This window comes from Micromonospora avicenniae (assembly GCF_900156065.1).
Taxonomy (GTDB): Bacteria; Actinomycetota; Actinomycetes; order Mycobacteriales; family Micromonosporaceae; genus Micromonospora; species Micromonospora avicenniae.
The window spans coordinates 1-11,568 of record NZ_FTNF01000048.1 but is presented as its reverse complement, the minus strand read 5'-3'; the positions used below and the strand labels follow the sequence as shown (position 1 = coordinate 11,568).

Genomic DNA, 11,568 nt, shown 5'->3' with positions numbered 1-11,568 from the left:
CCTTCTCCTGCACCGACAGGCCGGCGCTGATCACCTCCGGCCTCGGCCGGCTCGGCCCGTCACCGACCATGCCCCGGGCAGCATCGCCCAGCCGGCCGAAAAGACCCTTTCCGTCCTCTGCACTGGCCGTCTGGTCAGCGGGGCGGGAAGCCTGGCCCGGCAGGGCCTCCATCCCACCAAGCGTCGCCACCAGCACAAGCGCCAAACCCCCGACCACGGGAACCCGCCATCGTCTAGCCACCCGCCACCCTCCGCCCCAGAGCCAATACAACGGGTACAAGCTAGAGAGAGGAGATACACGCGCAGCTATCGTCCAGATACTTTCCAGCAATCGCGCCAGGCGTCCGCCCCCGCCGACGGCAGCGGACGGCGTTCACGCCGCAGGTGCTTGACCCAGGCCCGCCCTGCGAGTCGGTGATCCCACCGACGGCTCCGGCTGCCGGCTCTGCTGCCGGGCGGCCCAGGTCGCGATAGGTTCCTGGAATCTCCCCGCCAGCAACGTCGTCAAGCGGGCCTTGACGCACGTATGGACGCTGCCGGAACAGCCTGAGTCGGCTCTCGTGTCTGGTCGCAGGACGCTCATCGGATCCAGCCGAGGAAGCGGTAGTGCAGGTGGGCGGCGGGGACGTAAGCCAACTCCTGAGCCGCGATGACGAGCTGGGCGCCGAATAGAGAGCCGGCGACACCGGCGCGGCCACTGGCCCGGCCAGGACCGAGCGGAGAAATGCGCAGGGAGCGTTGCCGCCTCCTCCTGCCTGAGGTATCCGGAGGCGTGGATTCCCGATCGCGGGGGATGCGCTGGACATCCACGCCGGCGAGGACGGCCCACAGCGCCAACCGGGTGAGACGAACTCCTCGGCAACCTGCCATAGGTATCCCACCCGCCGTGCGTGCTGCCGCTCGCTCGTTTGTCGGATAGCTTGTCCGGTATGGGCATTGATGCTGATCGCAATCGCGCTGCTATTGGCAGCTCACCGGACGGGAGCGATCGGGTCTCGTCTCGGCCACCCGGGCCGGTGCTGCTCGCCGCACTGCTCGTTGCCGCTGGTGCGCTGGTACCACTCGGGTTGCTCGTCCTGGTGCTGACCGAGTTCGAGGCCCGAAATCTGGTGCCGGTACTACTGCTCGCCTTGGTCGGCGTGGGCGTCTGCGCGTCAACCGGGTACGGGCTCTGGCGCGGCTGGCGTGGGTCCCGGATCGTGGCCGTGGTGCTCGGCGTGCTGCTTCTGCTGTCCGGGCTGAATTCGCTCGGGTCCAGCGATTTCGGATTCCTGCCGATGGCGTACGGCGCATTGGTGGCGCTGCTCGTGCTGGTTCCCGCCTCCGCCCGAGCCTGGTTCCGTCATTCCTGACGCGCCCGCCAATCTGGGATCGAAACCGGTGATCTCTTCGGTGTGAACTCTCGGCGAGCGGGTCGGATCGGGCTTGATACGAGGTCAAACGGCCTGTTGACACGCCTGTCAGCTCGGTTCGGCTGGCACGGTTGCTGTACTTCGCTGCTGTACTGCTGGCATCAGACGAGGCGCTGGATGCGGACCTTCGGGCGCTCGTTGCGCAGGTGCCCATGCTTGTGTTGGCGGACCTGTTCGTCCCAGACCTCCTGGTCGTACTCCGGGTTCGGCGGGATCCACCGGTGAGAGCCGTCGCTGTAGTGGAACTTCTCGTCGCCGGGTCGAAGGATGCTCACCGGGTCCAGCCAAGGAAGCGGTGGTGCAGGTGGCCGGCGGGGACGTGGGACAGGTCCTGGGCCGCGTCGACGAGTTGGGCGGCCAGATAGAGCGCCAGCGACACCGGGGCGCGCTGGTATTCGGCTCGCAGCTCACACCGTCGCGTTTGACAGGGCCAGTCGGCACCGCAGCCACCGCAGGTCCAGGCCGGTGTCACCGGTAGGTGTGTCGTCATCGGGGCACATCCTGGCTCGGCCAATGGCCGCGGTTGATCGGGATGGGATGACGGCTCCGGCAGGGCAGCTCACCGCCGCAGCGGCAGATGCGCCGCCAGTGCTGCCATGACCAGACGGGCTGGTGCCGGCGGGCGAGGGTCAGTGCCGCCGCTAGGACGTACTCGTCGTACGACACGCGCCGCCGGCTGTTGTCCCGTGTGTAGTGGTAGCCGGTATCTCGCACGGAACCTGCGGTCGGAATAGTTGCATCGTTCGGTCTGGTCATCACGCTTCCCGCCGACGCTTGGGATCCCGTGGGCACCCGGCCAGCCGTGTCCGGAGACAGGGCACCCACGGCAGGACGACCCGGCCGCCAAGCTGGGTGGCCCCACGAGCAACTTAGGACGCAATGTGCGCAGGGTCAACAGCTACGACACATAGCGTTGTAAGTCCAGCCTGAGGTGTGGTCTGCTTGCACCAGCCGCCAAGCTGGGAGCACCACCATGTCTGAAGCTGCGTACCTACAGGTCGCCCGAGATATCCGCGAGCAGGTCAGCTCCGGCCAGTTGAAGCCGGGCGACAAGCTGCCCTCATTCGCCGCCCTCTGCGAGCACTACAAGGTCAGCAACACCGTCATCCGCGCCGCCATGCTGCTGCTCAAGGCCGAGGGCCTGATCGACGGCCGGCAGGGCAAAGGCGTCTACGTCGCCAACCCGCTTCGCCGGTAAGCACCGCCCCGGTCAGGCCGGCCACGACGGGCGAGCCAGCCGCACGCTGCCGATCCGCGTCGGCCGGTGCTGGGTGCCACGGAGAGTCAACGACGGTCGCTTCTCATCCGCCAGCGTGTTGCGTTGGTCCCGGTGTGGGCCCGGACCGCATCCGTGAATGCTGCCACCAAGGCTTCATACGCGGCCGTCATCTCTTGGCCCTTTTCGTGCTTGAATCGTTCCGCGGCTTGAAGTGCCGCCAGAGCGGGCTGTTCTAGCGTCGGTGCTAGTAGTCCCAGCGCTGCCGCAGCGTGCTGTCCTGCTTCTCGCCCTTGGCGACGCTCGCGGAAAGCATCTTGCCTCCGTTCCTCTAGATCCAGGCGCCCCGAGCCACCCGATGCCCGTTCGCTCTGAATCTCTATGATCACGTACTCCAAATCTTGGGCTGCGGTCCATAGCTTGCGTGATGCCGCGATTACATCGACCGCCAGCGTCCTGACCTCGTCGCCTTGCTTCGCCTTCAACTGACGCCTAAGCAGCGCCGAGGACGCTCCTGCCGCCACCAAGCCCGCTACCACAGCAGTCACCACAGCCGCCCACCAAGGGGCAGATTGAGCAGATTGTGATGATCCAGACCCGAGCCAAGTCACATCAAGCACCCCAGGACCCTACGCGACTGAATCGGGCGTACAGGTCGACTCGTCCGTCGCCCACCAGGCCAGCCTCCGTCATATGGTGGCTGGCCTGCTGCTTCTTCGGGCGCTACCGGTTGCCGTTGATCATCGTTGGTCAGCGTTCAACGGCCCAGCGACGGCAGACGGCCCCGAGACGGCCCCAGCCGAGCGGTTGATGGGGCTGCCTCGAGTGGTCCAGGCACCGCGACCCGATCACGTCAGACCACTTCGTTAACCTTCGCTGCGATCAACATCGGGGCATCCAGCACCGCAGTAGAGCGGCCTCCCTGGTCTGCGTGGGGGTCGGTTCGGGAACCAAGCCGGGCCCAACCAGCGTCCAGGCTTCGTCGAGGGGCAAGGTGCGGCCTGTCAGCGTTGATCAGGCACACCCCGAGGGGTCGGGCGACGAGCGATTTTGTTTGCCGCTCGACCCCTCGCTTGTAAGTACTGGGCACTCCGTCCGGCCCCGTCCGTGCACGTCTCTGACGTCGGGCGTTGATCCGTCGCTGGCTGGCTTCGGCTCTCGCTGTCCGGCCCTGTTGCTGTCGCCGTTGCTGTCGGCAGCAACAGGGCTGACTACTTCAGTGTGAACGTAGATGCTTCCCACCGTTGGGCGCTGTCGGACTGCCGCCCTGTGGCGCGCAGCATGGCTACTGCGCTGTCCGGTGTCGTTGGCCGCCGGCTGCTGCTGTTGCTTTCGCCGCCTCCCGGCTGCCTTACGTCGTCAGCCTCACCCGGGCTACCTCTGAGGGCCGATTCTCTACCACGATTTCGTCCAGCCAGATGCCTGGTGACGTCTGCCCGCTCGCCCCCGTCGTCAGAGAGAGTCACACGCCTCCTTCTGTCCGCCGGTAGCCCTGCCTAATTTCATCCCGTATCCCGACGCCCCTCATGCCGGCCGGAGAGCGTAAGCAATTCAGCTGATTCGGTTGACGATGATCCCAGCGGCGAATGCCAGTGCAAGTCCGGCGATATACAGCAAGAACCGCGTTCCGGTTGGCTGTCCGCCATCGGTGACTTCAAAGCTGGGAAGCATCCAATTCAGGGACCGCCTGTTATTGACCGCCCACGCTAGGAGTAGCGCACCGAGGAGAAGCGCCACGATTCCCACGACTTGATTAAATGCGGGATCTTCCTTGGAGGGAAATATCGGCGAAAAGAGCGAGTAGAGCGAGAAATAGATTACGGACCACGAGATCCCTCGATAGAGCGACCGCCCCAGTGGCGTGTAGAGGAACGCCCACCAAGGACTGCCCATTCCGATTTCATCGCTCATCTTCGACATGACCTGCCGCGCCCATCCCGGGTCCGTTGATCTTACATGGAGGAACACGGCTTCGGGGTGCGCCTTCTCAAACTCCACCTTTACACGGTCTCGCTCCTTATCAACCGGACCAGCGGCACCGCTAAACGTAACCTTCGTGTGCGTCCTTCGATCGAACTCCTGGAAGACTTCCCGCACTGGCCCCGTCACCTCCTCCGGCCCATCCGACAAGGTGACTGTGAACTGCCAGCGGCTCTCGTAATTCACTCGATCGCCCTGGCGTCTCTCGTTTCGGACCTGAGCAAGGATTTCATCCTCTGAATCTAGACACTCCTTAACAATCCTATCGGTTTCTCGATCGTATTCAGCCAGAATGGCCTGCCGGCGCTGCTCGTACAGTTTCTCCAGCTCGGCGCCAATCTTTAAGAGTTCCTCGCGTGATCCAGCCCAGGCCGACCACGAACGGCTTCTTGTCGTGCTTCTCTCGACGCTGGCCAATGCCGCCTCCTTGCGCATACGAGCAGGTATGTCCACTATGGTTCGCGTAGCTCGGACCAGGCTAGTCGGCGGGAGATCAGTGACGCACCTGGCCACTGCGGTCGTTAAGGGAGTGGTCAAGCTTGGATGCCGCAGTATGGAACTCGGTCATCCCGTTGGGGCGGCTGCCGACTGCCGCCTGCGGCGGGCGTCGGGCATCTGCCGCCTCGGCCGTCACCCAGTTGGCCGTCCAGCCAGACAGTCAGACGTTGAAGCGGAACTTAGAGCCGCTGTCCCGGCACCAGCGGGAATGGCGCGCATCACCTGTTCACTCGGCGTCTCGGGCTGCCGTCGTTCGTGGTTGGTTGACGTCGTTTGGCACTGTCTTGTACCCCCGGTGTGCCCCAGCCGGCCCATCAGGGGTGGTCGTGTCATCAGGCGGCGAAGCTGGCTCTACGACCTTCCAATTTTGTAGGTAGCCTCGCCGATCTTCCGAAGGCTGGCGTCAACCTCGCGGAGTACTTCGAAACGTCCGTCTCGCCGGCCCACCTGGTACGCATCCTGATCGGCAGGTGTCAGGATCGCAACCTCGCCTAGCTCCAATAACTCCTCCCAGCTCAGGTAGCCGGGCGAGCCTTCGCTGATCCATGCGTCAGGCGAAAGACGCGTCCAAAGCTGCTGGCGCGAGTAGCCCCACTCCGTAGCAACTACGCAGTCAAACTCGGGTTCTTCCTGTCGCTTGGTCATGCAGCCATCCTCTGTGTGGATCGACCCGTGTCAAGCAATAGTGATGCCATCAGGGCGCTTTGTCCTCTATCTATGGACTGGACTGCCGGGCGAGCTGGCGGCTTCGTCAACAGGTCGCAGGCGCTGGCTGGCTGGGGGCTCAGCTCTAGCGTCTGGGCAGGGTTGCTGTACTTCGTTGCTGTCTGCCCATTGGTACTTTCAGGCCCGTGAGGATCGCCGCCTCGGCAACGTCTACCGGCTCGACCTGACCCTTGAGGAACTTGGCCAGCTTCGCTCCGGCAGACTCAGAGGACCAGCAAGCATAGTCCAGGACGACTTTGTAGAGACAGCCTTCCGAATCGTCGTTTGCGAAGCGCTCAAGGCCCTGGATGTCGTTCACAGCAAGAGAGCTCGTGCATTCTTCCAGCTCGTGAAGACACTCCGCGACATCGTCAGGAACCAACGCTACTCGCGAATCGATAAACCGCTGAAGCCGCCTGAGGGCTGTCTGGAACGCTGGCGACAAGAGTGGGCGTTCGCAAATAATGCTAGCGTCTTGTTCACACTTGTGCTCCTGGAAGAGAGGCAACAGGATCTCGTAGAAATGGTGATTAACCTCTATCGCATCGTAGGCTACTGCCAAGCGGAGTTCTCTAACCTGACCTGCTCGGCTGCTCGCCGCAGCATGCTCGGCCTGAATACGTGCTGCTGTTAGCGCGCCCCGAACTTGAACAACTGACGCTATCGCTGTAAAAGCACCACCAACCAACGCCCCTACCAATGCGCCGACAATTCCTGCCCAAAATGAGTCCACTGAGACAGTGTGCGGTGTCGACGCAAGGAGCAAGTGCCTGTCATCCCGATGCCCGCTGGTCTACCCCTCGGCCTGGGTCGGCAAGATGATGGCATCGTGGCCCGCTGTCGCCAACCGGTGTCCAGCTACGGGCACCCCGACCGTTACTCGGTTGGCCTTCCAGAACCAGGGGACCGTCCACGAGGGTTCTCCTGCGCGTGCTCATGCACGAGGCAGCCGTGTTCCTCGTTCCGATCGTCAGCTCGGGGCACCGTCCGTCTCCGCGCTTGCAGACGCGCTGTCGTCTAGCTCGGTTGCTGTCGACGACGTTGCCTGCGGCCGCAGACGAAAGGCGGTTGAAACTGGCCAGCCAGCAGCGTTTCGGACGTCGATCCACATTCCAATCACTCGGCCAAAGATTCGGAAAATCATGTGCCCAGCTAGCGCGATTATCAGCAGAACCAACGTGGGAGCGATTTTCCAGAACTGATCGCCAGGGTTGTCCGCTTGATTTCCTTTTCCAATGACAAACAGGACGGCTAGGGCGACCATGACGGTTGCCGGCCCGACGAACTCAAACCCTGTCCGGATCAAATACGCCACGAACAGATTTGGATTTTGGGCAAACCAATCGACGATAGCAGCATGCTCGGCAGATCTGTCCGCAAGTTGCTGGCGCTTCTTTTCGCTACGTTCGCCCATGCGTTTTTGGATTTGAGGCGTAGCAATATTGACGAGAACCCCAATGGGAATCGACAGGGCAAGACCCAACCAAAAACCGAGATCCATAACCACTCCATATCGACGCACCCCGAACCGGCGCATCAATCTAGCTGCCATCCCGTCTGCCGTCGACCCGCCCTCTGGGGAGCGGGCCGCCGTCCGGCCCGCCATGTCAAGCGGACCTTGACGCAAGTTCGGACGCTGGCGGGTCGGGCGATCGTCTGCTCGGCTTGCCCGGGTCGATGGCAGGCGGGATGGCTCCTTCCGCAACCACCCACGGACCGTGACCCGCCGACGGAGCCCCGGCCATCCTGGAGCCGGAGCGCCCCCGCCGGAGGCGCTCTAACCGCAACCCCGCGACTACCGCCGGCTTGCCGACGCGGCCGGCATGCGCTTCCCTATGCCGCGCAGGCTCGTGGCCGCGCGGCCCGGCCGGCTGCCGGCTTAACCTCTCACCGGTCAACGGCCTGTCGTTCTGCGGCGGCCCACCGGGCTTTCCGCCCTCCGCGCCAGCCGCCGGGCGTGTTGCGCGGCCAGCGTGGAGCGACAGCGGAGCGACGGACGCGCGCCCAGGCGGCGGCGCGTGCGGCCCGTCAAGGGCCGCCTTGATAGACGTACAGAAAGTCCTCCCACACAAGGCGGCAGTCGGCTGTGTCCCGTCACGGGACATGCTTGACACTCGCGTCCCACCAGACGCTTGACATGATCGATATTCGGCTTCCTCATCGCGTGATGGTTGCGGTCATCGCGGGCTGGGGAGGTCGGGATTGGCACTGGTGGAGTTGTCGATCGTGGAGCAGCGTTATCGAGCGGTCCTCGCCGTTCAAGCAGGAGAACCCGTGGTGGAGGTGGCAGCCAGGACCGGGGTGTCCCGGCAGACCCTTCATTCCTGGCTGGCCCGCTATGCCGAAGTGGGCCTGCTCGGGTTGGAGAACCGGTCCCGCCGCCCGCAGGGCTGTGCTCATCAGGCGTCGGCGGAGATGGAGGCATTGGTGTGCGAGCTGCGCCGACACCACCCGCGGTGGGGATCCCGGCGGATCGCGTTCGAGCTGGGCCGGCACGGGTGCCCCGAGCCGGTGCCGTCACGGATGACGGTGTATCGGATCCTGGTCCGCCACGGCCTGATCGAACCGGCCAAGCGCCGCCGCGGCCGCAAGGACTATGTCCGCTGGCAGCAGTCCCGGCCGATGGAGTTGTGGCAGATGGACATCGTCGGCGGAATCATGCTCGCCGACGGAACTGAAGCCAAAGTCGTCACCGGGGTGGACGACCATTCCCGCTTCTGCGTCATCGCCCAGGTCGTCAGCCGGGCCACCGGCCGGGCCGTCTGCCTGGCCTTCGCCGACGCCTTGCAACGGTTCGGGGTGCCCGAGGAAGTCCTCACGGACAACGGCAAGCAGTTCACCGACCGGTTCGGCAAGGGCGGGGAGGTGATGTTCGACCGGATCTGCCGAGAGAACGGCATCATCCACCGGCTCACCCAACCCGCCTCCCCAACCACGACCGGGAAAGTCGAACGGTTCCACCAGACCCTGCGCCGAGAACTCCTCGACGACGTGCCGGTCTGGCCCGACCTGAACACCGTCCAAGCCGCCATCGACGCCTTCCGGCACGAATACAACACCGACCGGCCGCACCAGTCCCTGGACATGGCCTTCCCCGCCGACCGGTTCACCCCCCGCCCTCGCTGCGGAGCAGGTCGTGCCGATGAAGCTGCCTCCCCGGCTCACCCAGCCCGTCGACCAGACCCTCGTCTCACCGCCGGTCCCGATCCCGGCGCCGGTTCAGGTGATGGCGGGGGCGGGGGCGGGGGCGGTGGAGTTCGACCGCGTCGTGCCACCATCGGGCAACCTGCAAGTCGCGGGCAAGCAGTTCTGGCTCGGCCCCGCCCGCTCCGGCGTGCGGGTCACATTCTGGGCCGACACCGACGTCATCCACCTGCTCATCGCCGGTTCCCGGATCAAGACGATCCGCTCTCACCTATCGGTGGCGGACCTGGCCATGCTGCTGCGTCAGGGCGGCCGACCCGCAGGCCCGTCCCCGCTCCCACTGGACACCGCCGGGCGTCCGGGCGCCGTGGAAGTCGACCGCACCGTCAACCGGGACGGGAAGGTCTCCCTGGGCCAGCAGGTCGTTCTAGCCGCCGAGATCCTCGCCGGCCGCCGCGTCGGCGTCCGCATCGACCCGGCCACCCTGGCGTTCTTCGACCCCGAGACCCGACAGCTGCTGCGCACCCGCCCCAACCCGCTCACCCCGCAGCAGATCATCGGCTTGCGAGGCGCCCGCCCGGCTGGACCACCCCCACAACCCTCGACCGAACCTGTCCGGGTCCAACGCCGCGCCTCCAACAGCGGCGTGGTCATGGTCGCCTGGCAGAAAGTCGCCCTCGGCCGCGTCCATGCCGGCAAGACCGTCACCATCACCGTCTCGGACACCGAGCTGGCCATCGAGTGCGACGACGGCCTTCGCACCATCCGCCGCACCAACGACCACCCGGTCACCCGGATCAAAGCCCACCGGCCCCGCAAGGTCGCCCTCGATGGCTGAACCAACTGACCGGCCCAGCGGTGCTCCGGCATCAATCCTGAGGTCGTGTTACCTCACCGCCCTGCGGGTCATAGATGGTCAGTCCGTATCTCGTTGCGAGATCCACGACCAGCTCGAGGGCGGGAGTGCTGCGCTGCCCGAAGCTCATGCTCATGCTGACATGATCAATACCTACCTCAAGCGGCATCGACATCCAGGGCGAGTCATCGGGGTATGGCGGGAAGTCGGGGTAGCGGACACGCAAACTCTCGTAGAAACCGACGATGCGTTCGTCCAACTCGCCCTCGGGATGCTGACCGCTCCTGCAGCGCTTCACCATGGCGCGCACCGCGTCGTCGCTCACCGCTGCGTCGATGGCCAGCACGTGAAGGTCGAAACTCACCGGCACATGCTGCCGCACCCGTACGCAAGAGTCGAGCGACACCTGAGCCGGGTTCCCCGCAAGGAACCCCCACGCGACCTAGGCCCAAGCGACAAGCATCTCTTGGGACGGATCCGTCAAGCATGTGGTGGGACTAGACAAACCGGGATCCGGCTGCCCTGCGTCGGACGGCGTCTGGTGCTGCCTCGGCTGACAGATGAGATGATCGCGCTGAAGTCGCAACTGCTGGGTTCTGGAGCAGGTATCGCTGAACGGATCCCGAGAGGTGGCCGGTGATCGCCTACGGCGTGAACGTCAGCCGTCCATGCGGCGACTGCGGATCCGAGATGACGTGTGAGCTGACGCAGCGCGTCGTCCACGAGCGGCTGCACTGGACCGCTTGGTGCCATTGTCCCCACTGCAGCTCGACGGAGGAGACGTTCGGCTGGGATGACACCCCGGCCGAGGTCCGCGATGCCTTGATCGCTGGCTGTGGGCTGGCACGCCTCACCGTCGAAGGCATAACGGGACCTGGCCGCGTGGCGTTGCTGAAGGTCTTCCGTGACGCCGGAACCTCGTTGTCGGAGGCAAAGGCGACGGCTCAGCTCGCGGTTACCACCGGCATCGAGGGGACCCGCGCAGAGCTGGAACTCCTGATGCAGCGGCTCGAACGCATCAACATCACCGCGACCGTCAACGGTGGCGAGCGTTGTTGAGTCGGTATGCATCAGGCGACGTCGAAGTACCAATCATCATGCGGGACCAGGCACGAGCCGGCAGCCAGCGGGTCCGCCCGGAGCTGCGGAGTCACGACGGGTTGACGTGTCGGTACCCGGTGCTACTCCGGCAATCGCTGAGCGCGCCAGCGCAGCCTCCTGCCGAATCGCTGGACTCGACTTCGGAGATGCCGAGCGGCCTTCCTGCCGCTGATGCGGGTCACATCCCGCCGGCTCTCGATCACACCGGCCGCCGTGCCGATTTCCCGAATCCGCTAAGCGGCCCAGCACGGCCGCTCTCTCCGTCCACGATGGCCCGGATTCGTACATCTCCACGGGTGGGGAAAGCCTGCGGCAACCCGCCGGATGCCGACATCCCAGGCGCCCCACCCCGTGCCGGCCTCACTCATCGGCTCAACGAGCGCGAAAGGACATGACCCATCGGCGGGAAGTGGCACCACCGGAACTTCCAGCGTTCCTGGCAGACGAGGTGCGCCGCTTCTCCGTGACCATGGAGATCTACACCCAGGTCTCGTCGAAGGCGACCCGTGACGTACTCAAGCGCCTCAGCGACTCCTTCGACTGCCGACCGCTGTTGGAGCGGCTAGGGCGTGTCCTGTCGATCTTGTAGTGGTTGATGGTTGACGATGTGCCGGTGGTGCGTCGTGGTGAACTGACCGATGAGGCGTGGGTGGTGA

12 protein-coding genes and 1 pseudogene are annotated in these 11,568 nt (G+C 64.9%); 6 read left to right on the top strand and 7 right to left on the bottom strand.

Annotated features, from left to right (window positions below; genetic code table 11):
- Positions 1-929 precede the first annotated feature (929 nt).
- Entirely contained in the window at positions 930-1,352 is a 423-nt protein-coding gene (locus tag BXA10_RS30100) for a hypothetical protein (RefSeq protein ID WP_139338249.1), read from the top strand.
- 161 nt (positions 1,353-1,513) lie between these two features.
- Here the strand turns inward: BXA10_RS30100 and BXA10_RS31775 are convergent, their stop codons facing one another.
- On the bottom strand, positions 1,514-1,687 hold the full coding sequence (locus BXA10_RS31775) for a hypothetical protein (protein WP_175649364.1): 174 nt from the start codon (positions 1,685-1,687) through the stop codon (positions 1,514-1,516).
- Positions 1,684-1,902 (bottom strand): flavin reductase, encoded by a 219-nt coding sequence (locus BXA10_RS30095; protein ID WP_076474224.1) that lies wholly within the window; start codon positions 1,900-1,902, stop codon positions 1,684-1,686. The genes BXA10_RS31775 and BXA10_RS30095 overlap by 4 nt, the downstream gene beginning before the upstream one ends.
- Before the next feature lie 483 nt (positions 1,903-2,385).
- On the opposite strand from BXA10_RS30095, the gene BXA10_RS30085 reads away from it, so the two are divergent.
- Positions 2,386-2,610, top strand: a complete 225-nt coding sequence (locus BXA10_RS30085) for a winged helix-turn-helix domain-containing protein (RefSeq protein WP_076474222.1) — start codon at positions 2,386-2,388, stop codon at positions 2,608-2,610.
- A gap of 1,569 nt (positions 2,611-4,179) precedes the next feature.
- Here the strand turns inward: BXA10_RS30085 and BXA10_RS30080 are convergent.
- The 4 genes from BXA10_RS30080 to BXA10_RS31260 all read right to left on the bottom strand — a co-directional run bounded on the left by BXA10_RS30080 (position 4,180) and on the right by BXA10_RS31260 (position 7,312).
- Positions 4,180-5,025: a V-type ATP synthase subunit E family protein gene (locus BXA10_RS30080; protein ID WP_139338248.1), complete on the bottom strand. Its 846-nt coding sequence runs from the start codon at positions 5,023-5,025 to the stop codon at positions 4,180-4,182.
- 432 nt (positions 5,026-5,457) lie between these two features.
- Complete coding sequence (locus BXA10_RS30075; protein WP_076474220.1) at positions 5,458-5,751, bottom strand: hypothetical protein; 294 nt, start codon at positions 5,749-5,751, stop codon at positions 5,458-5,460.
- A 145-nt stretch (positions 5,752-5,896) separates the two neighbouring features.
- Complete coding sequence (locus tag BXA10_RS31265; RefSeq protein ID WP_139338247.1) at positions 5,897-6,544, bottom strand: hypothetical protein; 648 nt, start codon at positions 6,542-6,544, stop codon at positions 5,897-5,899.
- Between the two features lie 237 nt (positions 6,545-6,781).
- Entirely contained in the window at positions 6,782-7,312 is a 531-nt protein-coding gene (locus BXA10_RS31260) for a hypothetical protein (protein WP_139338246.1), read from the bottom strand.
- A 716-nt stretch (positions 7,313-8,028) separates the two neighbouring features.
- Between BXA10_RS31260 and BXA10_RS32365 the strand changes: the two are divergent.
- Together BXA10_RS32365 and BXA10_RS32360 are read left to right on the top strand one after the other, a co-directional pair.
- A pseudogene (locus tag BXA10_RS32365) lies at positions 8,029-8,919 on the top strand (IS481 family transposase); the annotation flags it as partial.
- A gap of 34 nt (positions 8,920-8,953) precedes the next feature.
- On the top strand, positions 8,954-9,793 hold the full coding sequence (locus BXA10_RS32360) for a hypothetical protein (RefSeq protein WP_245828649.1): 840 nt from the start codon (positions 8,954-8,956) through the stop codon (positions 9,791-9,793).
- A gap of 31 nt (positions 9,794-9,824) precedes the next feature.
- On the opposite strand, the gene BXA10_RS30065 is transcribed toward BXA10_RS32360, so the two are convergent.
- The gene (locus BXA10_RS30065) at positions 9,825-10,175 is read right to left on the bottom strand and encodes a hypothetical protein (RefSeq protein WP_217696891.1); all 351 of its coding nucleotides are present in this window, start codon (positions 10,173-10,175) and stop codon (positions 9,825-9,827) included.
- 272 nt (positions 10,176-10,447) lie between these two features.
- On the opposite strand from BXA10_RS30065, the gene BXA10_RS30060 reads away from it, so the two are divergent.
- On the top strand, positions 10,448-10,870 hold the full coding sequence (locus tag BXA10_RS30060; protein ID WP_139338245.1) for a hypothetical protein: 423 nt from the start codon (positions 10,448-10,450) through the stop codon (positions 10,868-10,870).
- 490 nt (positions 10,871-11,360) lie between these two features.
- A complete protein-coding gene (locus BXA10_RS31770; RefSeq protein WP_175649363.1) occupies positions 11,361-11,501 on the top strand; it encodes a hypothetical protein in 141 nt (46 codons plus the stop codon).
- The last annotated feature ends 67 nt before the right edge of the window (positions 11,502-11,568 follow it).

Coding starts and splice junctions, on each gene's coding strand:
- BXA10_RS30075 (WP_076474220.1), bottom strand. CDS start 5,751: ATGACCAAGCGACAGGAAGAACCCGAGTTTGACTGCGTAGTTGCTACG.
- BXA10_RS30095 (WP_076474224.1), bottom strand. CDS start 1,902: ATGACGACACACCTACCGGTGACACCGGCCTGGACCTGCGGTGGCTGC.
- BXA10_RS30085 (WP_076474222.1), top strand. CDS start 2,386: ATGTCTGAAGCTGCGTACCTACAGGTCGCCCGAGATATCCGCGAGCAG.
- BXA10_RS31260 (WP_139338246.1), bottom strand. CDS start 7,312: ATGGATCTCGGTTTTTGGTTGGGTCTTGCCCTGTCGATTCCCATTGGG.
- BXA10_RS30100 (WP_139338249.1), top strand. CDS start 930: ATGGGCATTGATGCTGATCGCAATCGCGCTGCTATTGGCAGCTCACCG.
- BXA10_RS32360 (WP_245828649.1), top strand. CDS start 8,954: ATGAAGCTGCCTCCCCGGCTCACCCAGCCCGTCGACCAGACCCTCGTC.